Annotated in this window: 20 protein-coding genes and 2 pseudogenes; 9 read left to right on the plus strand and 13 right to left on the minus strand. The window is 66.6% G+C overall.

Annotated features, from left to right (window positions below; all coding sequences use genetic code 11):
- Positions 1–40: 40 nt before the first annotated feature.
- On the plus strand, positions 41–1390 hold the full coding sequence (locus tag CEK66_RS07390; RefSeq protein ID WP_152236431.1) for an Nramp family divalent metal transporter: 1350 nt from the start codon (positions 41–43) through the stop codon (positions 1388–1390).
- A gap of 80 nt (positions 1391–1470) precedes the next feature.
- Here the strand turns inward: CEK66_RS07390 and CEK66_RS07395 are convergent, their stop codons facing one another.
- The 3 genes from CEK66_RS07395 to CEK66_RS07405 form a co-directional block, all read right to left on the minus strand.
- A complete protein-coding gene (locus tag CEK66_RS07395) occupies positions 1471–1836 on the minus strand; it encodes a nuclear transport factor 2 family protein (protein WP_152236432.1) in 366 nt (121 codons plus the stop codon).
- Positions 1837–2063: 227 nt separating this feature from the next.
- Complete coding sequence (locus CEK66_RS07400) at positions 2064–2516, minus strand: VOC family protein (protein WP_043092081.1); 453 nt, start codon at positions 2514–2516, stop codon at positions 2064–2066.
- Between the two features lie 81 nt (positions 2517–2597).
- On the minus strand, positions 2598–3428 hold the full coding sequence (locus CEK66_RS07405; RefSeq protein WP_343193309.1) for an AraC family transcriptional regulator: 831 nt from the start codon (positions 3426–3428) through the stop codon (positions 2598–2600).
- A 566-nt stretch (positions 3429–3994) separates the two neighbouring features.
- On the opposite strand from CEK66_RS07405, the gene CEK66_RS07410 reads away from it, so the two are divergent.
- Entirely contained in the window at positions 3995–5512 is a 1518-nt protein-coding gene (locus CEK66_RS07410) for an MASE1 domain-containing protein (protein ID WP_193312599.1), read from the plus strand.
- Here CEK66_RS07410 and CEK66_RS07415 read toward each other — a convergent pair.
- Positions 5496–5915, minus strand: a complete 420-nt coding sequence (locus tag CEK66_RS07415; RefSeq protein WP_152236433.1) for a hypothetical protein — start codon at positions 5913–5915, stop codon at positions 5496–5498. The two genes, CEK66_RS07410 and CEK66_RS07415, sit on opposite strands and share 17 nt — an antisense overlap.
- Before the next feature lie 299 nt (positions 5916–6214).
- Here CEK66_RS07415 and CEK66_RS07420 point away from each other — a divergent pair, with 299 nt between their 5' ends.
- The gene (locus CEK66_RS07420) at positions 6215–6658 is read left to right on the plus strand and encodes an Rrf2 family transcriptional regulator (RefSeq protein WP_043092084.1); all 444 of its coding nucleotides are present in this window, start codon (positions 6215–6217) and stop codon (positions 6656–6658) included.
- A 2-nt stretch (positions 6659–6660) separates the two neighbouring features.
- Entirely contained in the window at positions 6661–7581 is a 921-nt protein-coding gene (locus CEK66_RS07425) for an NAD(P)/FAD-dependent oxidoreductase (protein WP_017913847.1), read from the plus strand.
- A gap of 151 nt (positions 7582–7732) precedes the next feature.
- Here CEK66_RS07425 and CEK66_RS07430 read toward each other — a convergent pair whose 3' ends face one another.
- The 4 genes and pseudogenes from CEK66_RS07430 to CEK66_RS07445 form a co-directional block, all read right to left on the minus strand.
- Complete coding sequence (locus tag CEK66_RS07430; RefSeq protein WP_152236434.1) at positions 7733–9898, minus strand: ATP-binding protein; 2166 nt, start codon at positions 9896–9898, stop codon at positions 7733–7735.
- Between the two features lie 496 nt (positions 9899–10394).
- Positions 10395–10589, minus strand: a pseudogene (locus CEK66_RS07435) (LysR family transcriptional regulator); the annotation flags it as partial.
- Between the two features lie 13 nt (positions 10590–10602).
- Positions 10603–13311 carry an AAA domain-containing protein gene (locus tag CEK66_RS07440; protein ID WP_152236435.1) on the minus strand — a complete coding sequence of 903 codons (2709 nt, stop codon included), beginning with the start codon at positions 13309–13311 and terminating at the stop codon, positions 10603–10605.
- Between the two features lie 177 nt (positions 13312–13488).
- The gene (locus CEK66_RS07445; protein ID WP_043092087.1) at positions 13489–14379 is read right to left on the minus strand and encodes a LysR family transcriptional regulator; all 891 of its coding nucleotides are present in this window, start codon (positions 14377–14379) and stop codon (positions 13489–13491) included.
- A 107-nt stretch (positions 14380–14486) separates the two neighbouring features.
- Here CEK66_RS07445 and CEK66_RS07450 point away from each other — a divergent pair, with 107 nt between their 5' ends.
- The 3 genes from CEK66_RS07450 to CEK66_RS07460 are packed head-to-tail and all read left to right on the plus strand — an operon-like array spanning position 14487 to position 18956.
- On the plus strand, positions 14487–16058 hold the full coding sequence (locus CEK66_RS07450; RefSeq protein ID WP_152236436.1) for a proton-conducting transporter membrane subunit: 1572 nt from the start codon (positions 14487–14489) through the stop codon (positions 16056–16058).
- A gap of 23 nt (positions 16059–16081) precedes the next feature.
- Positions 16082–18517 (plus strand): DUF2309 domain-containing protein, encoded by a 2436-nt coding sequence (locus CEK66_RS07455; protein ID WP_152236439.1) that lies wholly within the window; start codon positions 16082–16084, stop codon positions 18515–18517.
- A gap of 4 nt (positions 18518–18521) precedes the next feature.
- Positions 18522–18956: a helix-turn-helix domain-containing protein gene (locus CEK66_RS07460; protein WP_082028720.1), complete on the plus strand. Its 435-nt coding sequence runs from the start codon at positions 18522–18524 to the stop codon at positions 18954–18956.
- Here the strand turns inward: CEK66_RS07460 and CEK66_RS07465 are convergent, their stop codons facing one another.
- The 3 genes from CEK66_RS07465 to CEK66_RS07475 all read right to left on the minus strand — a co-directional run bounded on the left by CEK66_RS07465 (position 18957) and on the right by CEK66_RS07475 (position 20391).
- Complete coding sequence (locus CEK66_RS07465; protein ID WP_043095100.1) at positions 18957–19478, minus strand: arsinothricin resistance N-acetyltransferase ArsN1 family B; 522 nt, start codon at positions 19476–19478, stop codon at positions 18957–18959.
- Between the two features lie 40 nt (positions 19479–19518).
- On the minus strand, positions 19519–19950 hold the full coding sequence (arsN2, locus tag CEK66_RS07470; protein ID WP_043095102.1) for an arsenic resistance N-acetyltransferase ArsN2: 432 nt from the start codon (positions 19948–19950) through the stop codon (positions 19519–19521).
- Between the two features lie 126 nt (positions 19951–20076).
- Complete coding sequence (locus tag CEK66_RS07475; RefSeq protein WP_043092091.1) at positions 20077–20391, minus strand: metalloregulator ArsR/SmtB family transcription factor; 315 nt, start codon at positions 20389–20391, stop codon at positions 20077–20079.
- A gap of 41 nt (positions 20392–20432) precedes the next feature.
- Here CEK66_RS07475 and arsH point away from each other — a divergent pair, with 41 nt between their 5' ends.
- Positions 20433–21167 carry an arsenical resistance protein ArsH gene (gene arsH, locus CEK66_RS07480; RefSeq protein WP_017914550.1) on the plus strand — a complete coding sequence of 245 codons (735 nt, stop codon included), beginning with the start codon at positions 20433–20435 and terminating at the stop codon, positions 21165–21167.
- Positions 21164–21417, plus strand: a pseudogene (locus CEK66_RS20585) (ArsC/Spx/MgsR family protein); the annotation flags it as partial. The gene arsH and the pseudogene CEK66_RS20585, both read left to right, overlap by 4 nt.
- 84 nt (positions 21418–21501) lie before the next feature.
- Here the strand turns inward: CEK66_RS20585 and guaA are convergent.
- Positions 21502–23067 carry a glutamine-hydrolyzing GMP synthase gene (gene guaA, locus CEK66_RS07485; protein ID WP_148828990.1) on the minus strand — a complete coding sequence of 522 codons (1566 nt, stop codon included), beginning with the start codon at positions 23065–23067 and terminating at the stop codon, positions 21502–21504.
- A gap of 100 nt (positions 23068–23167) precedes the next feature.
- Positions 23168–24625: an IMP dehydrogenase gene (gene guaB / locus CEK66_RS07490; protein ID WP_017917282.1), complete on the minus strand. Its 1458-nt coding sequence runs from the start codon at positions 24623–24625 to the stop codon at positions 23168–23170.
- Between the last annotated feature and the right edge of the window lie 261 nt (positions 24626–24886).

Below are 24886 nucleotides of genomic sequence, written 5' to 3' on the forward strand. Positions count from 1 at the left end.
GCTATATACTCGTTCGCACCCCGCCCCACGTGTCATTGCCATGGCCGCCCCCCTGCCCCTGCCGAGTTCCGCTGCCGCGCACGCCAGCCGCGGAGAGGCGCGTCCCAGCCTGGGCGCGATGCATGCCAGCGTGGCCGTGCCGCGCAGCGGCCTGGGCTGGCGCCGCTTCCTGGCCTTCCTCGGCCCCGGTTACATGGTCTCGGTCGGCTACATGGATCCGGGCAACTGGGCGACCGACATCGCCGGCGGTTCGCACTTCGGCTACCTGCTGCTGTCGGTGATCCTGCTGTCCAACCTGATGGCGATCGTGCTGCAGGGCCTGGCCGCGCGTCTGGGCATCGCCACCGGGCTGGATCTCGCGCAGGCCTGTCGCGCGCACTATTCCAAGCCGGTGAACTTCCTGCTGTGGCTGGCCTGCGAGGCGGCGATCGTCGCCTGCGACCTGGCCGAGGTGATCGGCACCGCGATCGCGCTGAAGCTGTTGTTCGGCATCCCGCTCACCGCCGGCGCGATCATCACCTCGATCGACGCGCTGCTGGTGCTGTTCCTGATGCGCCGCGGCTTCCGCGCCCTGGAAGCGTTCGTGATCGCCCTGCTGACGGTGATCTTCGCCTGCTTCCTGGTGCAGATCGTGCTGGCCGCGCCGCCGCTGCGCGAGGTGCTGTCAGGCTTCATCCCGCGTGCGCAGGTGGTGACCGATCCGGCCGCGCTGTACCTGGCGATCGGCATCATCGGCGCGACGGTGATGCCGCACAACCTGTACCTGCATTCCTCGATCGTGCAGACCCGCGCCTACGAGCGCACCGACCAGGGCCGCCGCTCGGCGCTGCGCTGGGCGCTGGCCGACAGCACCATCGCGCTGAGCCTGGCGCTGTTCGTCAACGCCGCGATCCTGATCCTGGCCGCCGCGGTGTTCCACGCGCACGGCCGCACCGACGTGCAGGAGATCGAACAGGCCCACGAATTGCTCGCGCCGATGCTCGGCGTCGGCCTGGCCTCGACCCTGTTCGCGGTGGCGCTGCTGGCCTCCGGCATCAATTCCACCGTCACCGCCACCCTGGCCGGGCAGATCGTGATGGAAGGCTTTTTGCACCTGCGGCTGCCGCCGTGGGCGCGGCGCCTGCTGACCCGCGGACTGGCGATCGTGCCGGTGGTCGCGGCGACCTCGCTGTACGGCGAACAGGGCACCGCCAAGCTGCTGGTGCTGAGCCAGGTGGTGCTGTCGATGCAGTTGCCGTTTGCGGTGATCCCGCTGGTGCGCTTCGTCACCGACAAGCAGCGGATGGGACCACTGGTGGTGCGCCGCGGGCTGGCCTGGCTGGCCTGGACGATCGCCGCGCTGATCGTGGTGCTCAATCTGAAGCTACTGGCGGACACCTTGCTGCACTGAGCGATCCCGCCACCGACGCCGTGCGCAGACGCGGACAGGATGGCCGCGCTGCGAACGGACGCCCGAACACATGCGCGTCGCTACCTGTCCTGGGCTGCAGCCAGCGGCACCACGTACGCCTCCAGTTCCGCCATCCGCCCATCGCGAAACCGCCAGACATCGCAGTAGGAGAACAACGACGTCCCGGCGTCGCCAGTCTCGAGCGTGATCTGGCCGAGGGCCACGACGTGGCCGTCGCCGGTGATGTACTTACGAACGTCGAACTGCGGCGGCTGCCGGTAGGCCTCGGCCATCCACTCCCTGACCGCCTGCTTGCCCCGCAATGTGCGCTCGCCGATGAAGTGCCAGTTCGTATCTTCGGTGCAATGGGCGAGAAAGCCTTCGTAATCGCCTGCAGCGATGGCGGCGTTCGCGGCCTGCAGGACCTGCTGGTTCGTCTCGGTCATCGGGATGGCTCCTCTTGTCTGAGAACTGTCGAGATGGCGCGAGCCTAGCGTCGTCGGTGTCGTGCCTGAGTACATGCGACGACCGCATCGCCGCGCAAGCGAAACGCGACGCATGCGGGCATTGCGACGGCCCGAGGCAGTGATTCAGCGCATCGGCAGCGACGACGGCAACCCGCGTTCCCGCCAATGCGAACAGGCGCGCAACGGCGCGGGCAATGGCCGGCTTTTCAGGTTGTCTCTGCCTTCGCGAACAGCCCCGTATAGCGCCGCTGCATCTCCTCCGGCGTCACCGACTCGATCGCATGGCCGATCAGCCAGCGGTGGCCGAAGGGATCGCGCACGGTGCCGGAGCGTTCGCCGTAGAAGTGGTCCTGCATGCCGCGCTCGAGCGTGCCGCCGGCGGCGAGCGCGCGGGCGACCAGCGCGTCGGCATCGTCCACGTGCAGGTGCAGCGTGACCGGCGTGGCGCCAAGGTGTTCGGGGCTGCGAACGCCCATGTCCGGATACTCTTCCGACAGCATCAGCGTGTGGCCATCCAGATCCACCTCGGCATGGCCGATCCGTCCATCGGGCTCGGTAAGGCGGAACAGTTCGCGCGCACCGAACGCGCGCGCGTAGAACGCCATCGCGGCGGCGGCGTCGCGCACGCACAGATAGGCATACAGTTCGTGGATCGCCATGGCATGTCCTCGTGTGGGCCAGGCGCCCATTGTGGAACCCTGGGTGCGCCGCGTCTTGCAGGAAATTGACCTGCGCCGCGATCAGCGCGGCACATGCCGGGGGGCGGCGGGATCGGCCGCCCGCCGCCAGGCGGACGGAGTGACACCGGCCACGCTGCGGAAGGTGTTGGTCAGGTGCGCCTGGTCGGCGAAGCCGCTGGCGGCGGCAATGTCGGCCCAGCCCAGCGAGCGGTCGCACGCCAGGTCCAGCGCGTGCGAGAAGCGTTGCAGCCGCAGCCAGGCGTTCGGTGCCAGACCGGTCGCCTGCCGGAACAGGGCGATGCAATGCCGATGGCTGAGTCCGCTGACGCGCACCAGGGTCTCCACGCGCAAGTCCGGATGCCAGCCACCGGAACGCAGCACGCACAGCGCCGGATGCCGCACGGGCGGGCGGCCGCCGGCGCGGTCGACCAGCCACCGTTCGAAGGCAGCCAGGCGCGCCGGCGCCTCGGCGCATGCATGCAACCGCTCCAGCAGCGCATCGACCTCGCCGGCAGGCAGCAGCAGTTCCAGCGGCGTGTGATGCCCGGCCAATGCGGATTCGGGCACACCGAGCAACACGCTGGTGGCGCCTGGACGCAACATCGCACCGACCGAGACCGCAGGCTGCGTGACATCGCGCACGTGATACGCCGTGCGTACCCCACCCACCACCGCGTGGCCGAGGCAATGGCCGCACAGGTCGTCCGCGTGGTCGAACACCCGCAACGGTGCACCGCCGATCCGCACGGCGAGATGCGTGGCACCGGTCGGCAGCACGTGCTCGCGCGCAGGCAGCCGCAGGACCGCAGACACCGGTGCGGGCTCGTGCGCCCACACCGCTGTCACCAGACCGCGCAATGCGGAAACGGGAGGTCGATGCATGGACGCCATGGCGCGATGCTACGCCTGTCATCGGCCCCGTCGGTAGTCCGCCCGACGACGCGCCTCCGCCGCCACTCCCGACGCGATGATCGAGCGCTGTCGCACAGGCTCGGCCGCACGTCGCCGGCATCGATCCGATTCGGTCACGCAGCAGTATCGGACGCCCTCGGAATGCCTCCGCGACGCACCTGCAGTGATCATGCCGCATCCGTTGTGGCAGGACGTTTCAGGTTTGCTGGCGCACATCCTTGCCCTGCTGTCGCAGTCACTTTCGAGGAGCACGTGGCCATGCATCATCGCACCTAGCCATGCTCGCGTGGCTCGACACCGAAGCGGTGGAAGACATGCTGCCGCCTGCACGAGCGACGCGCAGGAGCACGCAGACGGAACAGCGGCACTACTGCACAAGTGCCCCCTTGCCGGCTCGCGAATCCGGAGCGAAAGAACGCCCGGCATTCGCCTGCATCCGTCGCTCACTTGCGACGCGCCTCACACTGTCGTCGACACCACCAACTGTCTACCCTCGCCGCCGATCCGGCTTATACAGTAGCCGCGACACACCACGGATGGCGGGAATGGCCGCGGCAAGAGATATCGCCAAAGGCGTTCTACTGAGCGCCACTTACTGCGCCGCCTTCCTGCTGGCCTGGCGGTGTTCCGTGGACCAGTGGTATCTGCCGGCCGGCGTGCGCGTCGCCAGCCTGCTGTTCCTGCCCGCACGGCGCTGGCCGTGGTTGCTGGCCGGCGATGCCGCCGCGCTGCTGACATTGCGCATTCCCATGAGCGAGACCTGGGGCGCGAGTGCCACCTGGGCATACCTGAGTCCGTTCCTGCTGATGCCCGCCGTGTCGCTGCTGCCGGTCCTGGCGCGTCAGCGGGTGCCTGACCTGGCACGCAACGATCACTGGCTGCTGCCGCTGACGCTGGCGACCGCGCTGTGGAGCACGCTCTGCAACATCGCGATCAACACCGCGCTGGGCGGCCCCGCCGGGCCGGCGCCGCTCGATGTGCTGCTGCGCTACTGGCTTGGCGACTACCTGGGCACCTTGATGTTCGTGCTGCCGACGTTGCTGTGGCTGCGCCGGGACGAACCCACGCGACTGCGGGCCTCGCTGTTGCGCGAGGGGCTGGCGTCGATCGCCGTGGTCGTCGTGCTGTCGGCGTCGATCGCCGTGGTCGGCGACGCGCTGCTGCGACAGTTGCTGATGGTCCTGCTGGTGGTCCCGGCGATCGTGCTGACGCTACGCCATGGTTGGCGCGGTGCGGCGCTCGGCGTGGTCCTGGCGAACGTTGCAGTGGCCCTGTCCATGCCCAAGGTCGTCGCACCTGGCATGCACGATGCCGATGCGTTCGTGGTGCAGATCCTGCTCGCCGCCACCGCCACGGTGATGTTCGCGTTCGGATCACGGATTTCCGCCGCCTATCGGCACATGCGCGACGACGGACGCCTGCGCGAACAGGCGCTGGCCTTCGCACAGGCCGGCTACCTCTCCGCCGAACGCACGCTGCGCCGACGGGTGGTCGACTACACCGACCTCAGCACCCAGATCAACAAGCTGCGCCGCGATGTGGTGGAGGATCTGCGCGCACGCGGCCATTACGCCGCCGCCATGCAGATGACCCGCACCGGCGTGATCCAGGCGCAGTTGCTGGACGAATACGTCACCGCGCTCTACCCGCTCGGCATCGAGACGCACGGCCTGTACCACACGCTGCACTCGCCGACCTTCGCCAACCTGTGCGCCACGGAGTTCCGCTGCCGCCTGCATGGCGATCCGCGGCGCCTCTCGCTGGGTCTGCAACTGGTGGCCTATCGCTGCATCCTCGACGCCATCGAGACCCTGCCCGTGGCCCACACGCATCTGCTGCAGGCACGGGTATGGCGTGCGCAAGGACGACAGGGCATCGCCATCCGCATCACCGCCGATGCGGCGATGCTGAGCGCGTTGCGGCGCCGTCCGGAAGCGCCCGAGCGGGAACTGGCGGTCCGCCTGCAGGCGCATGGCGGCACCTGCCGGCGCCGCCATGCGTTGAGCTTCAGCTTTCTGGTGTCCGAAAGCCCGGCCTCCGGCAGTCTCACTCCACCGCCGTGACCTCCCACGCGTCACCGCGTGCATCCGAGCGCAGGCGCACCACCACATCGGCCGTCCGGTAGATCACGCGCGACGGCATCGCAGGCGATGCCGTCAGCGAGACCCGCCCCACGTCGCTGCCCATCGGCAGCACCCACAAGGTCTTGCCGATGCGGCCGACCGCGGCGCGGACCACGCCACTGGCGTCGTTGATCTGCAGGTAGTTCACGCCATCGCGCGAAAACTCATAGACGCGCCAGGCCGAATCCGTGGCGAGATTCAGCGCCTTGGGCACGCTTTCGCCCAGCCCCTTGCCCACGACCCCATGCCCGCCGGAGGGGCAGCACGACTGCGCCTGCGCCTGAAATGACAGCGCCAGCCCCGCTGCGACCATGATTGCCAAGCCCTTCGCCTTCGTTTCCATTGCATCGATCCTTTCCCACCCGGGGAATTCCGCCTGCATCTCAGGCGGGATCAAGGTACGTGGTCCGGGCCGGGAAGCGGTCGACAAACAGCATCGCCGCCATGGCGAGAGATCAGGTCGTTGCCTGTCCACGATGAACAAGCGTCGTGCCGGAGCTCGCCGCTGTTTCGATCGCACTCGCCGTGCGTTGCGGGCGCCAGACGCGCACATGTTCGCGGCACACCCCGTTGAACGCGATCGACAGCGCCGGGACGCAACCACGCTTGACCTGCCGCAACTTTCGAAACATCATTAGTTACATGAAACGCGACAGCCGCCTGTCCTCTGTCCTGCATGCCCTGCTGCACATGGCCGAGCACGATGGTCCCATGACCTCCGACGCCCTGGCCCAATGCCTGGGCACCAATCCCGTCGTGGTCCGGCGGACCATGGGGTACTTGCGCGAAGCCGGCATCGTGACCTCGGATCGCGGGCACGCGGGTGGATGGCGCATCCATGCCGACCTGGCCACGGTCACCCTGCGCCAGTTGCATGAAGCGCTGGGCGAACCGGCGCTGTTCGCCATCGGCAATCGCCACGAATCCCCGGAGTGCCTGGTTGAGCAAGCGGTGAATGCCGCACTCGAGGGAACGTTCGCAGAGGCAGAGGCGTTGCTGTTGAAGCGGCTTTCGGACATCACCCTTGCCGACCTGGCCGCCGACTTCGCGCGCCGGCATGCGGCGGCACGACGGACGAGGAGTTAGGCATGCACCACGACATCATCGTCATCGGCGGCAGCTATGCGGGCATGGCCGCCGCCCTGCAACTGCTGCGAGCGCGGCGTTCCGTGCTAGTGATCGATGCGGGCCAGCGCCGCAATCGCACGGCCCACCATGCACATGGCTTCCTCGGCCAGGACGGCGTGCCGCCTGGCACCATCGCGGCGACCGCGCGCCAGCAGCTCAGCGCCTATCCGACGCTGACGTGGCTGGACGCACACGCCCTGACCGCCACTGGATCCTTGGACGTCTTCCGGGTGACCACCTCCGATGGCGGCACCCACCAGGGTCGCCGGATCCTGCTCGCCACCGGCGTGGCCGACCAGCTTCCGGCCGTCGACGGCCTCGCCGAACGCTGGGGCACGGCCGTCTTCCACTGCCCGTACTGCCACGGCTACGAACTGGACCAGGGACGCATCGGCATCGTCGGTGCCGGCCCGCTGTCCGTGCACCAAGCCGAACTGCTCACCGAGTGGGGCAATGTGACCTTACTCGTCAACGGCGCACTGCAGCTCGACGACGCGGCCAGGGCTCTTCTGAGCGGCCGCGGCGTGGCGATCGAGGAGGCGCCCATCGACAGGATCGAGGGGCATGCCGACGTGGTCCTGGCCGACGGTCGGCGCCTGGTCTTCGCCGGCCTGTTCACGGCGACACGCACCACCCCGTCCTGTCCCCTGGCCGAGGCCATGGGCTGCGTGCTGGAGGAGACGCCAATGGGCACCCAGGTCCGCATCGATGCCGAGCATGGGACCTCGGTCGCCGGCGTCTTCGCCTGCGGCGACCTGGCGAAAGCGCCGCATTCGCTGTCATTGGCCGTGGGCAGCGGCGCCATGGCCGGCGCGCAGGTTCACCGCTCGCTGGTATGGCCGGAAACCTTCGCGCCGCCAGCATCAACGCGCACAGGATGACGCGCGCTCGGATTCCACTGCGGTATCGGTCTACGCCGGGCGAATCGCGCAGGCGCGATCATGGCAGGTGTAGCCGTTTGTCTCGGCTGCCCGTCCGCCCATGGCCACAACGCACCAGACGCGACGTGCGCGTACGCTGGACCTGACCAAGTCAGTCGAGCCCGGCAAACAGTCCGTGCAACTCGGCAAACCCCACCGGTTTGACCAGGTGCGCGTCGAACCCTGCATGCGCCGAATCGCGGCGATCGCTGTCCTGCCCCCAGCCGGTCAGCGCGACGATGGTGATGTCCTTGCCCCAGTGGCAATCGCGAATGCGGCGGCACGCCTCGTGCCCGTCCATGCCGGGCATGCCGATGTCCATCAGGATCACCTCGGGGCGCATGCGCGCACCGATCGCCAGCGCTTCCTCTCCGCCGCCAGCGGTGCGCACAGCGTGTCCGTCCAGTTCCAGCAGGGCGGCCAGCGCCAGCGCGATATCCGCATTGTCGTCGACCACCAGGATCCGGCGCATCGTTTGTGCCGGCCGGACATCCCCCGTGGCCGACACGGCAACCGGCGCGGCGTCGCAGGGAAGCCGCACGACGAACGCGCTGCCCTTGCCGGCCCCCTCGCTGCGCGCCTCGACGGTGCCGCCGTGCATCTCGACCAGCCGCCGAACCAGCATCAGGCCGATGCCGAGTCCACCTTGCGCACGCTCCAGGGTCCGGTCCACCTGGGTGAACAGTTCGAAGATGGCATCGACCTTGTCCGGCGGAATGCCGGATCCGTTGTCCGCGACCACGACCTCGACGCTGCCCGCGCCCGCCTCGACCCGCACCTCGATGTCTCCCCCGGGTGGCGTGTACTTGCACGCGTTGGTGAGCAGATTCCCGAACACCTGGGTGAGACGGACCGGGTCTCCTTGCAAGCGCAGCGGCGTCTCCGGCAACACCACGCGCAAGCGATGCCGCTGCTGGTCCAATGCAGGACGGCAGACCTCGACGGCCTGCTGGATCACCTCGGCCAGCAGCAGCGACTCGCGCCGCAATTCCAGTTTTCCCTGCTTGATGCGATTGACGTCGAGCAGGTCGTCCACCAAGCGCACCAGCTGCCGTACCTGCCGTTCCATGACCTCGTGCGCCTTCCGCGACAACGCCTCGTTGCCATGCGAGCGCTTGAGCACTTCCAGCATGTTGCGCAACGGCGCCAACGGGTTGCGCAGCTCGTGCGCGAGCATGGCCAGGAACTCGTCCTTGCGCCGCCGCTCCTGCGCCAGCTCCGCTTCGATCTGATGCCGCTCCACCAGTTCGGCGGCCTGGCGTGCGAGCAGGTCGATGTAGCGCAGCGCGTCCGGGTCGGGGCCGCCCGGCCAGCGGTAATGATTGTTGAGCATGCCCAACAGCCGGCCATCGCGGCTGAGCAAGGGCATGCACTGGATGGAGCGGATCTGATCCTCCAGCACGATCTCCAGCCCCAATGTCCCCTGCAGGCCTTCCAGCTTCTCCACGTCGGCGACGACCAGACGCTGCACCTGCTTCGCCGCTTCCCCGCAACTGGCATCCCACCCATCCTCGCGGAAATGCTCGACCAACCGCGGGCCCAGTCCCTGATGCACGACGATCCGCAGGGTTTTCCTGACCGGATCGAAGATCTGGATGTTGCCCTTGTCGGTTCCCGAGATGTCGGCGGCCGCCGCGAGGATCTTCTGCAGCAGCGGCTCGAACTCTCCCGGCCCCACCAGCTCGGCACTCAGTTCCTGCAGGCGGGCGAGCGCCGCCATTTCCTTGCGCAGATGCGCGGCGGCCCGTTCCCGCTCCACCACGATGCTGGTCACCAGCGCGCCGAACTCGGCGACCTTGCGCTCCCACGCAGTAGCCTGCCGCGCTTCCGCAAGACACAGAAAGAACGATCCGACCGCCTTGCCGCCCTGCCCGATGGCCGGGTGCGAATAGCACGCCAGGATGCCGTTTTCCAGGCAAAGCGAGCGCCAGGGCGCGGCCCATTGCGGCGCGTGCTCCACGTCCTCGCACTCGACCGGATGCCCCTCATGGATGGCGGTCCCGCAGGTACCGATGAGCGCTTCCCCGATCGGCAAGCCGCGGATGGCCGCGGCGAATGTCGGCGGGAAGTGCGACGAGTAGCCGCCGCCCATCGTGCGGCGGTCCTCGCTCGCCAGGAGTACGCACGCGCGCGCGCCCGGAGCAAGCCGCGCCACGGCGTCGGTCAGTGCATCCAGGCATTCCTCCATCGGCGCGCCGGACGCGATCATGAGCAGCGCTTTTCTCTGCTCCGCATCCAGGCATGCATCACGTTGGGCCTGTGCAAGTTCTCGGTACACGCGCACCTGCTGGATGGCGGCGCCGGATGTTATCGAATAACACCAGCGCGATGGATTTCGGAGCGAATGGATATCCGCAAAAATGGAAACGCTTTCCGAAGAGATGCGAAAACGATGGTGGCATAGGTCACGCGTGAAGCGCGTGCGACGTGCATCTAAGTCTATGGGTGAATGCCTCGTTAGACCTCAAGCCGTGTGAGCGCTGCATGCACGGGAGTCGTGCGCTCCACGCTCGCCAAGCTGCGTGAGGGGGCAATGACGCTTGTTCGCAAGGGCCGCAGCCCCCATCGCGTCGTCAACCGCCCCTTCGAACCGCTGTGGTTGAAGGACATCGCACGATCGAGACAAGCGCATATCGCCGTGTTCGCGTCACGGGATGAACGCGTGGGATGGCATGCCACATATCGTCGCTTGCCTGCGCGACGAACGCGCACCGGTCGCTCATCGCTGGCACACCTCGGGTTCGTCGCAATTGGCGAGACGTTTCGGCGAGGCGCTACGCGCCACCCGCCGCAGCCGCGGGCTGCAGCAGCAGCCGCACCAGCGGATTCGGGAAGCGCCGCGACATGGTGACGGCGTGGAAGGTCTCCACGATGTCCGGCAATTGATCGCCTTCCACCAGAACGCCCGCGGCGATTTCGTCCTTGACCACGATCGGCGGGAGCACGGCCAGGCCGATGTCCTCGCGCGCCTTGTCAGGCTATTCAGCTCTCGGCCACAGCACTCATCCACTCTACAAGAAAATCGGTGATCTTCTCCTTGATGCCGCTTTCCACAGTGCGCAAGCGCAGGATGGCAATGCCGCTTTTGGACAAGATTCCGTTCTTCAAGCGATCCCGCTCCATCTGCTCGGGCCGGTCGTGAAGGCCGCCATCGACTTCAATTACCCCCACTGGGATCTTTCCAACCCGGAAATAAACAACAAAATAGCAACTGGCACGCGCCATGAAGGCCCGCTCGCGTTCCGTCAACTCCGGGTTGCTCGAGGCTGCGACTTGATCCAGCTTGACTTGATCGTGGAACATCAAGGCATGGCACTCGGATGTGGACAGAACCTCGCGCAGTAGCTGTGCCACGATCTGCTCGGACTTGTACTGTGAATCTTCGGGGCGCAAGCGAGCATTCAAGCGGGCCAGGGACTGGTCGTACTCGCGGTACAGCAGATCAAATGCAGAGATCACAGGCGCCCGCACGACTTGCGCACCCTCGGTGTAATAGCTGATATAGCGCACCAAGGCAGCGATGTGGCCATTGTCGGCAAATACGTCATCGCCAGTCACAAGGGTGAAGCGCTGCTTGGCTCGCGATACCGCCACATTGATCATGCGTGGGTCGTCAACGAAGCTCAGGCGCTTCGGATCCTGGTTGTAGCGCTTCTTGTCCAGCACCGTGGAGAAGACGATCTCATCGCACTCTCGACCCTGGAACTTATGCACCGTGTCTTTCACGAACTCCGCCGGCAGGCGCGAATCAGAGAGATTCACCTGCGCCCGGAACGGCGCGATGAATCCACGCCCATCGCCATCAATGCCAACCGCGTCATCCTCATCATCGAGCACCTTGAGCAGGGAATCCAATTCGCGGAGATTGGTGTTCTGACGGGTGTGGTTGCCCTTGGCGGTCACAATCAGGCGCAAAGGCGCTTCGCTTTGATCTTCGGTCATCGGCACCAATGCGTTATCGTAAAACTGCTGGTTGCAGAACTGGATGATCCTGGGATGGCAGCGATAGTGCTCTTTGAGCAGTGTCCTTGGTAGCGCCTGCTTGAACACGGCGATACACGAATCGAGCAGGCTGTAGCGCTCGCAATCGTAGGCCTCGGCGGGCGCTGACAGACCCAGCTTAACTGGAATGTGCGCCAACTGGCGGTTGTCGCCGACAACAATAAGGTTCCTCGCACAGCCCAGTGGCAAGATGCCCGGTACGATGTCCTGGAGCGAGGCCTCGTCGATGATCACGTAATCAAGGATCGTCTCCGGTGCGATCGAATTGATGATGGAGTGCGTACCGCTTCCCAGGATCGGGAAGCGCTTCAAGAAGACATCGAACCTTTGCCGGTAGGTTTTGCCATCGAAGCTGTCCGATGGCAGGGGCAGACTTTGTAGGTGCTGCTTCAGATGGCGCATGGACGCAGAAGTCATTGCATCCAACAAGGCAGTAAAGTTTCCTTGCGCCAGCGATTTGCGGCAAGCCTGCAACTCCGCCGCCTTTTCCTGCAGCGCCTTGTCGTAGTAGTGCATCTGCAGCGCATGAAACACGGACAGTCGCTCATCTGCGTTGGCGAAAGGCTTGACACGAAGGATCCCGAAGTTGAACAACAACTCGATGCGATCCCGCAGGCGGACACGCTCTTGGCCGAGATGGGCCAAGTAGGCCATCAAGTCTGCGGTCTTGTGCGGCGTCAACCCGTACTTTTCCAGCGAGACGGCAGCATGCACGCCGTTTTCCGCCTGCCATTGCTGGAGATAGCGCCGCTCGATGGTCAACTCGTCGAGTTCGGCCTGCAATTGCGCCAACCGATTGCGATCGCGCAACTGCTGCGTCAAGCGACCCAACAGACCCTGGATCTCCTCCAGCGTCGGCGCCGGCTCGGGTGCGTCAGATGGCCATGGCGGCAGATCGGCGAAAAAATCGTCGCGGTTTTCCTGATTGCCGAGTTTAGCGACCAGATAGCCCAGTCCGCACTTCTCCAACTTCTCGTAGACGTTTTCTACTGCTGCATTGTTGTTGGACAACACCGCCACTGTCTGCCCACGCAGCAGGATGTTGGCAAGGATGTTGAGAATCGTCTGGGTCTTGCCCGTCCCGGGCGGACCCTCGATCACGCTGACCTGAGCACGGAACGCATGCTCGACCGCCGCCAACTGGCTCTCGTTCAGACCGAACGGATAGATCAGGCCCGGCCCGGGGAGCAGCGTGCCGTTGTGTCCCGTGCAGTAGGCATGCAAGGCCGTTTCGACACTGACAGGCAGCCTGCCCAGCTGGTCTACGACATTGGCCGCGATCTTGCTATCTGTTTGCGACGTTGCATGCGCCTGCCGCGCCTTAGCCACCCTGATGAAATATTGCAGAACCGGCGCGCCGTTCTTCACCATCGGCGCAATGAAGTCGATTCCCTCCATTTTGAAAACGTAGGGCTTGTCGGCAGCGCCAGGGTAATGCACCACGGCATACCGCTCGCCATATATCGTCGCCTTCGCGACAGGCGTAACGTTCGTGCTGCCTGATCTGGTCAGCAGCACATCATTCAGTTCGCGAGTGGGAACGATGACGCAATCTTTGAGCGCGTGTAAAACGGGGCCCTTATTTAAGTAGGAACATATCAGCTGCAGACCTGCGCGCTTATCGCTCCAGATCAACCAATTGACGATCTCTGCAGTCTTGTCCTCGCCACCCACCTGGATCGACACCATACGTCTCTGTCCGTGTACTTGGCCGTCGTTCACCCTTCGACCGACAGCCAGATGCCGTTACTTATTCACATGACTTCATATTGCCAGTCTCTCTTCCGACGCAGGTAGACGGCCCAAGCGTTGCATCACGTAGCCTAGAACCTGCCTGAAGATCGGGTAATCACGGGGAAAAAGGAACTACAGGCTTTCTGCTGTTGCCGTCGGCAGCAGCAGCAGCCGCACCAGCGGATTCGGGAAGCGCCGCGACATGGTGACGGCGTGGAAGGTCTCCACGATGTCCGGCAATTGATCGCCCTCCACCAGCACGCCGGCGGCGATCTCGTCCTTGACCACGATCGGCGGGAGCACGGCCAGGCCGATGTCCTCGCGCGCCAGCAGGCGCATCATCGCCATGTCCTCCACTTCCGCGACGATCTGCGGGCGCACGCCCAGACGATCGGCCAGGGCGTCGAATCCCGCGCGCACGCTGTTGTCCACCGTCGGCAGGATGATGGGATGCTGGCGAAGCCGATCGGCGATGCTGGCGGCATGACCCAACCGGTCCGGCGTGCCCACCAAACTGACCGGGCGCTCGGCGAGCCGATGGGTCACGAACGGGGTCAGCGCGTCGGTGGCCGGCGCCTGGTTGAGCAGGACCACGTCGAGATTGAGCGCCTCCAGCGCCCGCAGCAGTTCGCCGGCACTGCCCGAGCGCAGGATCAGGTCGATGTCGGTTCGGCCGAGCAGCGGCCGCAGGAACTCCAGCTGGAAGTTGCGCGACAGCGTGGCCAGCGAGCCAACTCGCAGCGCCTGCCGCGCGGCGCCGGTCTGCCGCAGCGTGCCCAGCAGTTCGTCGCCGGTGGCGAAGATCGCATCGGCGTGGTCCAGCGCGATCTGCCCCGCCTCGGTCAGGTGCAATTGCCGCCCGCGCCGCTCGAACAGTGCATGGCCCAGACGCTCCTCCAGCTTGCGGATCTGCACCGACAAGGCGGACTGGGTGAGGTTGAGCCGCTCGGCGGTGCGGGTCAGGTTGCCGTCGTGGGCCACGGCCCAGAAGTAACGCAGGTGGTTGTAGTTCAAAGCGGCCATTGTTCGATAATAACGAACGATATCGTGAAAACAATGAATTTTTGTTCGACCCCGCCGATCGCTATCGTGGCGCCGCCCGCCACTGCGCTCGATCCAAGGGGATTGCCTTGTCGCTCTATCTGCTGCCGCTCTCTGCCCCACTCCTGTTGCTGGTCGCGGCCGTGTTCGGCTTTGTCCGCAGCGGCCGACGCCCCCGCTTCCTCCCCGCCTTCGCCGAACGTGCCGCGCTCGGCGCACTGCTCGTCGCCATCGCCTCGCTGGCGCTGCTGATCGCCCGCGGCGCCGGCGGCAGCGCATTGATCGGATGGAGCGGCATCGGCCTGTCGGTCCGGCTCGATGCGGTGAGCATCACGATGCTGCTGCTGGTCGCCTTCGTCGGCTGGATCGTGGTGCGCTATACCCGCACCTATCTGGATGGCGAAGCGCGGCAGGGCTATTTCACCGGCTGGCTGTGCGTCGCGCTCGCCGCGGTGCTGCTACTCGTGCAGGCCGGCAACCTGGTCCAGGTCGTGGTGGCCTGGATCGCCACCAGCATCGCGCTCAATCGTTTGCTGCTGTTCTATCCCCAGCGTGTGGCCGCGCAACGCGCCGCGCGCAAGAAGCGCCTGTTCTCCAGCATCGGCGCCATCGCCCTGGTGAGTGCGGCAGTGCTGGCCTGGAACAGCCTGGGCACCACCGACATCGCCACGATCAACACGCTGGCCCGCAGCGGCCAGCACGGCTGGTCGCTGACCGCGGCCGCCGCCCTGCTTGCGCTGGCCGCGGTGCTGAAGTCGGCGCAGTTCCCGACCCACGGCTGGCTCACCGAGATGATGGAGGCGCCCACGCCGGTGTCGGCGCTGCTGCATGCCGGCGTGGTCAACGGCGGCGGCTTCCTGCTGATCCGCTTCGCCGACCTGATGCTGGCGGCCCCCGGCGTGCTCGCCGTGCTGGCCATGCTGGGCGGGTTCACCGCGCTGTTCGGCGCGCTGGTGATGCTGACCCAACCCGCGGTCAAGACCTCGCTGGCCTGGTCCACGGTCGCGCAGATGGGTTTCATGATCCTGCAGTGCGGGCTGGCGCTGTTCCCGCTGGCACTGCTGCACATCGTCGCGCACTCGCTCTACAAGGCCCATGCCTTCCTGGCCTCCGGCGGCGCCGTCGAGCAGGTGGCGTCCATTCGCCGGCCCGGGCCGGTCGCCGTGCCCAATGGGGCGGCGGTGTGCCGCGCCTTCCTGATCGCGCTGGCGATCTATGTCGGGATCGGCGCCGCCTTCGGGTTCGCCTTCGGCTTCGAGCACAAGTCGCCGCAGGCCCTGGCCCTGGGCGCCATCCTGATCTTCGGTGTGGCCTATCTGCTGGCCCAGGGCCTGGCCGATGCCGCGCCGCGCCCGCTCACCCGCAGGACCGCGCTCTACGCCAGTGCCGCCGCAGTCGGCTATTTCGCGCTGCAGAGTGCAGCCGAATGGCTGACCGCCGGCGTGCTGCCGGCAACGCCGGCGCCGGGCCGGCTGGAGTGGACGCTGATGGCGCTGGCGGTGCTGAGCTTCGGCCTGGTGGCGGTGGCGCAGGCGCTGTTCCCGCTGTGGGCGACGCACCCGGCCGCTGCCGGACTGCGCGTGCATCTCGCCAATGGCCTGTACGCCAACGCCACGCTCGATCGCCTGCTCGGCGGCTGGTCCGTCCGCAAGACCTCGTGACCCTTCACCGCCAGGACACCCCCATGCTGATGACCACCACCGACGCACCGTCCTTGTCTCACGAGCTGATCATCGCCGCCGCCGCGCGTGCGGCGCGGGCCATTCCCCCGCTTTGGCCGCTCGCCTCGAGCGTGGCGGTCAACCCCTTCCTCGGCCAGACCGGCGAACCGCTGCCGATCGCGGCGGCGCGGCTGCGGCGCGCCGCCGGCATCGCCGTGACCATGCCGCGCGCCTGGTATGCGCAGCGACTGCAGTCCGGCGAGATCGCCGAAGAGGATCTGCAGGCGGCCTGGCACAACGCGCCGGCGGCGCTGCGTCCGCCGACGGTGGCCGCGCTCAAACTCGACGTCGATGCCATGCGCCCTGCTCCGCAGGCGATCCCGACCGTCGCCGATCTGGCACGCGATGCGTCGCAGGTCGACTGGCCGGGCATCGTCGAAGAGCGCATCGGACACTGGGCCGCCAGCTACTTCGATCAGGGCCAAGCGCTGTGGGTCGCCGGGCAGTCCGGCGGCGCCTACAACGCGTGGCGGCTGGTCGCGATGCACGATCTGACGCCGGAAATCGCCGGGCTCACCCGATTCGCGCAGCAGGTGGCGGACGCGCCAGCGACTGCCGAAGAGGCGATCGTCGAGGGCGTCGCCCGCCTCGGCCTCGCGCCAGACGCGCTGGAGGACTATTTCCACCGTCTGCTGACCACGCTGGGCGGCTGGAGCCAGGTTGCGCGGTATCGGCTCTGGCAAGCGGAGTTGAGCGGCGGAACCGATGCCTGCGTCACCGACCTGCTCGCCATCCGCATCAGCTGGGAAGCCGCGCTGCTGGGCAAGTTCGGCGCGGCGATCGCGCCGCAGTGGCGAAGCGCCATCGACGCCTACAGCGCGCCGGTGGCGGCGACACCGGACGATGTCGTCGACAGCCTCCTGCAGGAAGCAGCCGAACGCGCGGCGCAGCGGCGGCTCGACGCCCTGCTTGCGGCACCCGCCCCGCTCACGGCGACACCCGACCGGATGAAGCTGCAGATGGCCTTCTGCATCGACGTGCGCTCGGAAGTGTTCCGCCGCGCGCTGGAAAGCCTCGATGCCGGCATCCAGACCCTCGGATTCGCCGGCTTCTTCGGGCTGGGCATCGGCCATCGCCGGTTCGCCTCGGACGTGGTCGAGGCACGCCTTCCGGTGCTGCTGACGCCAGCGGTGCACACCTGCGCGGGAGCGGCGACGTCATTGATGTCCGAGGCGGACCTCGCCGCGCGGATCACGGCCCGCGCGAAGCGTGCCTGGGGGCGCTTCAAGCTGGCCGCCATTTCCTCGTTCGCCTTCGTCGAGGCCACCGGCCCGATCTACGTCGCCAAGCTGCTGCGCGATGGCTTGGGACTGACGCGCCGCTCGGCGCCGAACGATCCCGCGCCGCGCCCGGCCGAGGCGCTCGACCTCGACACGCGGCTGACCATGGCCACGCGCATCCTCACCGCGATGTCGCTCACCACTGGGTTCGCCCGACTTGTCGTGATCGCCGGCCACGGGGCAAACGTGGTCAACAATCCGCACGCCAGCGCCCTGCACTGCGGCGCCTGCGGCGGCTACTCGGGCGAAGTGAACGCGCGGCTGCTCGCCGCACTGCTCAACGACCCCGAGGTGCGCGCCGGGCTTGCCGAGCGCGGCATCGCCATTCCCGCCGACACGCTGTTCGTCGGCGCCCTGCACGACACCACGACCGATGCGGTCACGCTGTACGGCGCCGACCATCCTTCGCCCGAGCATGCCGCCGACCTCGACCAAGCGGCGCGTTGGTTGCACGCCGCCGGCGCGCTGGCGCGCGGCGAGCGCGCGCTGCGCCTGCCACGCGCGCAGCGCAGCCAGGACATCGCGCCTCGCGCCCGCGACTGGGCCGAGCTGCGCCCGGAATGGGCCCTGGCCGGCTGCCAGGCCTTCATCGCCGCGCCGCGCGCGCGCACGGCCGGACGCGACCTGGCAGGACGCGCCTTCCTGCACGACTACGACTGGCGGCGCGACGAAGGTTTCGGCGTGCTGGAATTGATCCTGACCGCACCGGTCGTGGTCGCCAGCTGGATCAGCCTGCAGTACTACGGATCGACGGTCGCGCCCGAGGTCTTCGGCGCCGGCAACAAGCTGCTGCACAACGTCACCGGCGGCATCGGCGTGGTCGAGGGCAACGGCGGCCTGCTGCGCGGCGGACTCCCCTGGCAATCGGTCCATGACGGCGAACGGCTGATCCACGAACCACTGCGGCTGTCGGTGCTGATCGAAGCACCGACAGCCGCGATCACCGACATCCTCGAACGCCATCCGCAGGTTCGCGCGCTGTTCGACAATCGCTGGCTGCATCTCTTCGCGCTGGACGAGCAGGGCCACATGGCGTCGCGCTACACCGGCGAGTTGCGCTGGGAGGCGTGTCCTGGCGATGCGCGATTCAAGCGCAGCGCCGTGCCGGCACACGCGTGACCGGATGTCACCTGGTCACATCGACCCACCTGTCGACGTCCCTGCACCTGATGCGGGCGGCTGCCTGGCGACGCGTCAGATCCTGGATCGCATCGGTGACAAGTGGAGTCTCTACATCGTCGCCATGCTGGCGAACGGTCCGCAGCGCTTCAACGCATTGAAGCGTGGCATCGACGGCATTTCCCAGCGCATGCTGACGCTGACCCTGCGCGGACTGGAACGCGACGGATTGGTCACGCCCACGCTGTATCCGACAATTCCTCCGCGCGTCGATTACGCACTGACCGACCTTGGACGCACGCTATTGAAGCCGGTCATGGCGCTGGTCCATTGGGCGAACGAGAATCAACGCGCCATTGCCGAAGCGCATCGACGTTTCGACGAGGCGCCGGAGCAAGATCAGGTCTTGGTTCAGGGCGTCGTCTACCAGCGTCGCTAGTCAGACCCCGTTTTCGTGGGGCGCGGCTGGAAGAAGCAACTGCCAGTAAGCGACATCCACCCAACGGCCGAGCTTGTAACCGACCTGCTCGAAGTGCGCGACCTTCTTGAACCCCAGCGCCTCGTGCAGCCGGACACTTGCATCGTTCGGCTGAGCGACACCGCCGATGACCACGTGCAACTCCAGCCGTCGCAGTGTTTCCAGCAGCGCGCCATACAGGACAGCGCCCAGCCCTCGCCCACGATGCCCATCATCCAGGTAGATCGTGGATTCCACCGAACGCTGGTACGCCTTCCTCGCTCTCCACTGGGTGGCGTAAGCGTATCCAACGACTTCGTCGCCCACCAGCGCCACCAGCCACGGAAGGCCGACGCGCTGGACGTCTTCAATGCGCCTGGCCATGTCGGCCGACGTCACGGGATCCAGTTCGAACGTGACGCACGTGTTGGCGATGTAGTGGTTGTAGATGTCCGCGATGCGCTGGGCATGCACGGGACTGGCCGAAACGACGGTCGCTGTCACGGTCACCGGCTTCCTTTGTTGATGAGAGGCAAGGCCTGGATCACAGGCGCTTCGACATGCAGACAGCGCTGGACGGACAGAGGCGTTCGAACTGGCTCGACGCCCCGACCAGCGGCGGCACCTGCCGCCGGTCGCACTGTACGTAGCCCATGGCGGTGAACACATCCTGCGCCGTCGTGGTCAGCAGATACAAGGCAAGCACCTCACGCTGCACAGCCAGGCGCTCCGCCTCCCGAACCAGCCGACGCCCGAGTCCATCACCGCGATGCCCCTCCACGACGCACAACGACCGCAGCACGCCGTGTTCGCCATGGAATTCGACAGCCACCGTACCGACCAACCCATCCCGACGCGCGGCAAGGAACTGTCGCGACGCGTGACCGGCGATCAGGTCGGAGGTCGGCAACCCCGAGGACTGCAGCAGTTCTTCCGTCTGCGGATCGAACTGCGACAGGCTGATCACGACGTCCATGACCTCACCTCGGTATGTGCAGAAGAACGACACGGCGGTTGGCGGCAGCCTGGCGATGCGCCGTCGGCGCGACATGAGCCGTGTCCACGCTCATGTCGCAGCCATCTCGCATCGAGTGGCCAAGTTTCAGCAAGTCCGTCCTGCTTCGCAACGCACGTCGCCGCCGCAGCAGTTCTCGGTCAGGTAATCGAGCAGGCGCGTCATCGTGTCGAACTCGGCGCGATAGCAGACCGTCCTGCCCCGTTGCTCGGCGCGGATCATTCCGACAGCAGCCAGCTCCTTCAGGTGGAAGGACAGGGTCGGCCCCGGCAGGGTCAGCGCGCTGGCGATCTCGCCCGCCAGCTTGCCCGCCGGTCCGGCCTGGATGAGCAGCCGGAAGATGGCCAGACGGGTCTCGTGGCCCAGTGCCGACAAGGCCTTGGTTGCGGTCAAATGTTCCATTATTTTAGAATAATGGAATTAATGAAACCAGGCAATCGATCATGGACCTTCCCAATCTGGATGCAACGCTTGCGCCCGCAGCGGATCGCGCGCGCCTGGCCGCCGGCGATGCCGAGCACAAGCCGCGCATCCTGATCCTGTATGGATCGCTGCGTCCGGAGTCCTACAGCCGAAAGCTGGCACTGGAAGCGCAACGGCTGCTCGACTACTTCGGCGCCGAGACCCGCGTTTTCGATCCGCACGACCTGCCCATGGTCGATGCCGTCGGCCCGGACCATCCGAAGGTGCAGGAACTGCGCGCCGCTTCCCTGTGGTCGGAAGGCCAGGTCTGGGTGAGCCCCGAACGTCATGGCGCGGTGTCGTCGGTCTTCAAGAACCAGATCGACTGGCTGCCCCTGCAGGAAGGCAGCGTCCGCCCGACGCAGGGACGCACGCTCGCGGTGATGCAGGTCTGCGGTGGATCGCAATCCTTCAACGTGGTCAACGCGCTGCGCCTGCTTGGTCGCTGGATGCGGATGGTGACCATCCCGAATCAGTCGTCGGTGCCCAAGGCCTGGCAGGAGTTCGACGCCAATGGCCGCATGAAACCATCGGCGTACTACGACCGCGTGGTGGACGTCATGGAGGAACTGGTGAAGTTCACCTATCTGGTGCGCGGCCGCAGCGACTACATGGTCGACCGCTACAGCGAGCGCAAGGATACGCAGGCCGCCGCTGCACTGGCGGCGGCCGCAGGCGCGGTCGAAGCCAGCCAGGCGGCAAAGACCGCGCCATGAAGGCCGTGATCTGCCACAACCCGGAATGCGGCACCTCGCGCAACACCTCGCCCTGATCCGTCACGCGGGAGCACTCCCACAGGTCGTCGAATACCTCAAGACGCCTCCAAGCCGGAAGCGACTTGTGGAGCCGATCGCCGCATCCGGGCTGACGGCACGAGAGGTTCTTCGGGAGAAAGGCACGCCGTATCACTCGCCGAAGCTACGGCATCCCGAGTTGACGGACAGCGACCTGCTGGACGCGATGCTGGAAGGCGAGCCGGAACACGACCGAAATGCCAAGCCTGCTTCAGGGCGCGCCGATCAGCCAGCGCCGCCCACGAAGGAGGTCACCTCACTCCCACTCGATCGTCGCCGGCGGCTTCCCTGAAATGTCGTAGACCACCCGCGAGACCCCGCGCAGTTCGTTGATGATGCGATTGCTCACGGTGCCGAGGAAGTCGTACGGCAGGTGCGCCCAGTGCGCGGTCATGAAGTCGATGGTCTCCACCGCGCGCAGCGCGATCACCCATTCGTAGGCGCGGGCGTCGCCGACCACGCCGACCGATTTGACCGGCAGGAACACGGCGAAGGCCTGGCTGGTCTTGTCGTACAGGTCGGCCTTGCGCAGTTCGTCGATGAAGATCGCGTCGGCCTTGGCCAGCAATTCGGCGTACTCGCGCTTCACTTCGCCGAGGATGCGCACGCCCAGGCCGGGCCCGGGGAACGGGTGTCGGTAGACCATGCTGCGCGGCAGGCCGAGTTCGACGCCAAGGCGCCGCACTTCGTCCTTGAACAGTTCGCGCAGCGGTTCGACCAGGCCCAGCTTCATGTGCTCGGGCAGGCCGCCGACGTTGTGGTGGCTCTTGATGACGTGGGCCTTGCCGGTCTTGCTGCCGGCCGACTCGATCACGTCCGGGTAGATGGTGCCCTGCGCCAGCCACTTGGCGTTGCGGAGCTTGTTCGACTCTTCGTCGAAGATCTCCACGAACAGGTTGCCGATGATCTTGCGCTTGGCTTCCGGATCGCTGACGCCGGCCAGCGCCTGGAAGTAGCGGTCGGCGGCGTTGACCCGGATCACCTTGACGCCCATGTGCTCGGCGAACATCGCCATCACCTGGTCGCCTTCCTGCCAGCGCAGCAGGCCGGTGTCGACGAACACGCAGGTCAGCTTGTCGCCGATCGCCTTGTGCAGCAGCGCGGCGACCACCGACGAATCGACGCCGCCGGACAGGCCGAGGATCACTTCGTCGTCGCCGACCTGGGCGCGCACGCGGGCGATCTGGTCGTCGATGATGTTGGCCGCGGTCCACAGCGTGGCGCAGCCGCACACGTCGACCACGAAGCGGCGCAGCAGGGTCTGGCCCTGCAGGGTGTGGGTGACTTCCGGATGGAACTGCACGCCGTACCAGCGCTTGGCCTCGTTGGCCATGGCCGCGACCGGGATGCGGTCGGTGACGGCGGTGATGGTGAAGCCCGGCGGCACCTGCGAGACGTGGTCGCCGTGGCTCATCCACACGTTCAAACGCGACGCGCCTGCGTGATCGGTCAACCCGGAGAACAGCGCATCGGCAGCGACCACCTCGACCTCGGCATGGCCGAACTCGCGCTGGTCCGCCGCTTCGGTGGCGCCGCCGAGCTGCGCGGCCAGGGTCTGCATGCCGTAGCAGATGCCGAAGATCGGCAGGCCGCTGTCGAACACTGCCTGCGGCGCGGCCGGCGCGCCCGGCAGCGTGGTCGATTCCGGGCCGCCGGAGAGGATGATGCCTTTCGCCCCGAAGCCGGCGATCTCGGCCGGATCGTGGTCCCACGCCCAGATCTCGCAATACACGCCCAGTTCGCGAATGCGCCGCGCGATCAACTGCGTGTACTGCGCACCGAAATCGAGGATGAGGATCTTGTCGCTGTGGATGTTGGTCATTGGGGCCGGGAATCGGGAACGGGGAATCGGGAATGGGCAAAGCGGTGCAGACGCTGGTTCATCGATTCCCGACTCCCGATTCCCCATTCCCGGATGGGCGTCAGCCCATCCTGTAGTTCGGCGGTTCCTTGGTGATCTGCACGTCGTGGACGTGGCTTTCGCGCTGGCCGGCACCGGTGATGGTGACGAACTTGGGCTTGGTGCGCATGTCCTCGATGGTGGCGCAGCCCACGTAACCCATGGTCGCGCGCAGGCCGCCGATCAGCTGGTGGATGATGCCGCTGAGCGGACCGCGGTACGGCACGCGGCCTTCGATGCCTTCCGGCACCAGCTTGTCGGCGTCGGAGGCATCCTGGAAGTACCGATCCTTGCTGCCCTTCTCCATCGCGCCCAGGCTGCCCATGCCGCGGTAGCTCTTGTAGCTGCGGCCCTGGAACAGTTCGACCTCGCCCGGGGCTTCCTCGGTGCCGGCGAACAGGCCGCCGACCATCACCGTGGAAGCGCCGGCGACCAGTGCCTTGCCGATGTCGCCGGAGTAGCGGATGCCCCCGTCGGCGATCAGCGGGATGCGGTCCTGCAGCGCCTCGGCGACCATGTCGATCGCGGTGATCTGCGGCACGCCGACGCCGGCGACCACACGCGTGGTGCAGATCGAGCCGGGGCCCACGCCGACCTTGACCGCGTCGGCGCCGGCGTCCATCAGCGCCAGCGCGGCGTCGCCGGTGACGATGTTGCCGCCGATCACCTGCAGCTGCGGGTAGGTCTTCTTGACCCAGGCCACACGGTCGATGACGCCCTGCGAATGGCCGTGCGCGGTGTCGACGATGACCACGTCCACGCCGGCCGCGGCCAGCAGTTCGATGCGCTGCTCGGTATCGCCGCCGACGCCCACCGCGGCGCCGACCAGCAGCCGCGTGGCGGCGTCCTTGGCGGCGTTGGGGTTGTCGGTTTTCTTCTGGATGTCCTTGACCGTGATCAGGCCGCGCAGCTCGAAGCCGTCGTTGACCACCAGGATCTTCTCGATGCGATGGCGGTGCAGCAGCTGCAGCACTTCCTCGTCGCTGGCGCCTTCGCGCACGGTGACCAGGCGATCCTTCTTGGTCATGATGTGGCGGACCGGATCGTCGAGCTTCTTCTCGAAGCGCATGTCGCGGCTGGTGACGATGCCGACCAGTTCGCTGCCGTCGACCACCGGCACGCCGGAGATGTTGCGGGCGCGGGTGAGTTTGAGCACCTCGCCGATGGTGGTCTCCGGACCGACCGTGAACGGCTCGGTGATGACGCCGGCCTCGAACTTCTTGACCTTGGCCACTTCGGCCGCCTGCTGCGCCGGGGTCAGGTTCTTGTGGATGATGCCGATGCCGCCGAGCTGGGCCATGGCCACCGCCAGGCGGTGCTCGGTGACCGTGTCCATCGCGGCCGAGAGGATCGGCAGTTTCAGGCGCAGGTCGCGGGTCAGCCGGGTTTCCAGGCTGACGTCCTTGGGCAGGACGGTCGAATGGGCGGGGACGAGCGAGACGTCGTCGTAGGTGAGAGCTTCAGCCTGGATGCGCAGCATCGGCGGACCCGAGTGTGGGGAAGCGCGGCATTTTAACGCATTGGGGCGGGGATTTGGGAGTCGGGATTGGGGATTCGTCAAGACCGGCCCCCTGCGCAGTCGACCGTTTGCCTGGCTGTCAGATGGCCGATTCGAAGGCCTACCGATCCCGGATGCGCCGTGCATGCGCTTTTGCTGTTGCCTTTAACGAATCCCGAATCCCGAATCCCCAATCCCCAATCCCGCGCAGCCTTCAACGAATCCCTAATCCCGACTCCCCGC

The organism is Xanthomonas sp. LMG 12460, assembly GCF_009192895.1.
GTDB lineage: Bacteria > Pseudomonadota > Gammaproteobacteria > Xanthomonadales > Xanthomonadaceae > Xanthomonas_A > Xanthomonas_A sontii.

What these genes read in the sequence shown, in the direction of transcription:
- arsN2 (WP_043095102.1), bottom strand. Translation starts at nt 19,950, where the DNA reads ATGGACGTCGTGATCAGCCTGTCGCAGTTCGATCCGCAGACGGAAGAA.
- CEK66_RS07425 (WP_017913847.1), top strand. Translation starts at nt 6,661, where the DNA reads ATGCACCACGACATCATCGTCATCGGCGGCAGCTATGCGGGCATGGCC.
- guaA (WP_148828990.1), bottom strand. Translation starts at nt 23,067, where the DNA reads ATGACCAACATCCACAGCGACAAGATCCTCATCCTCGATTTCGGTGCG.
- CEK66_RS07395 (WP_152236432.1), bottom strand. Translation starts at nt 1,836, where the DNA reads ATGACCGAGACGAACCAGCAGGTCCTGCAGGCCGCGAACGCCGCCATC.
- CEK66_RS07475 (WP_043092091.1), bottom strand. Translation starts at nt 20,391, where the DNA reads ATGGAACATTTGACCGCAACCAAGGCCTTGTCGGCACTGGGCCACGAG.
- CEK66_RS07415 (WP_152236433.1), bottom strand. Translation starts at nt 5,915, where the DNA reads ATGGAAACGAAGGCGAAGGGCTTGGCAATCATGGTCGCAGCGGGGCTG.
- CEK66_RS07440 (WP_152236435.1), bottom strand. Translation starts at nt 13,311, where the DNA reads ATGGTGTCGATCCAGGTGGGTGGCGAGGACAAGACTGCAGAGATCGTC.
- CEK66_RS07405 (WP_343193309.1), bottom strand. Translation starts at nt 3,428, where the DNA reads ATGGCGTCCATGCATCGACCTCCCGTTTCCGCATTGCGCGGTCTGGTG.
- CEK66_RS07445 (WP_043092087.1), bottom strand. Translation starts at nt 14,379, where the DNA reads ATGGCCGCTTTGAACTACAACCACCTGCGTTACTTCTGGGCCGTGGCC.
- CEK66_RS07460 (WP_082028720.1), top strand. Translation starts at nt 18,522, where the DNA reads ATGTCACCTGGTCACATCGACCCACCTGTCGACGTCCCTGCACCTGAT.
- CEK66_RS07410 (WP_193312599.1), top strand. Translation starts at nt 3,995, where the DNA reads ATGGCCGCGGCAAGAGATATCGCCAAAGGCGTTCTACTGAGCGCCACT.
- guaB (WP_017917282.1), bottom strand. Translation starts at nt 24,625, where the DNA reads ATGCTGCGCATCCAGGCTGAAGCTCTCACCTACGACGACGTCTCGCTC.
- CEK66_RS07390 (WP_152236431.1), top strand. Translation starts at nt 41, where the DNA reads ATGGCCGCCCCCCTGCCCCTGCCGAGTTCCGCTGCCGCGCACGCCAGC.
- CEK66_RS07455 (WP_152236439.1), top strand. Translation starts at nt 16,082, where the DNA reads ATGCTGATGACCACCACCGACGCACCGTCCTTGTCTCACGAGCTGATC.
- CEK66_RS07400 (WP_043092081.1), bottom strand. Translation starts at nt 2,516, where the DNA reads ATGGCGATCCACGAACTGTATGCCTATCTGTGCGTGCGCGACGCCGCC.
- CEK66_RS07420 (WP_043092084.1), top strand. Translation starts at nt 6,215, where the DNA reads ATGAAACGCGACAGCCGCCTGTCCTCTGTCCTGCATGCCCTGCTGCAC.
- arsH (WP_017914550.1), top strand. Translation starts at nt 20,433, where the DNA reads ATGGACCTTCCCAATCTGGATGCAACGCTTGCGCCCGCAGCGGATCGC.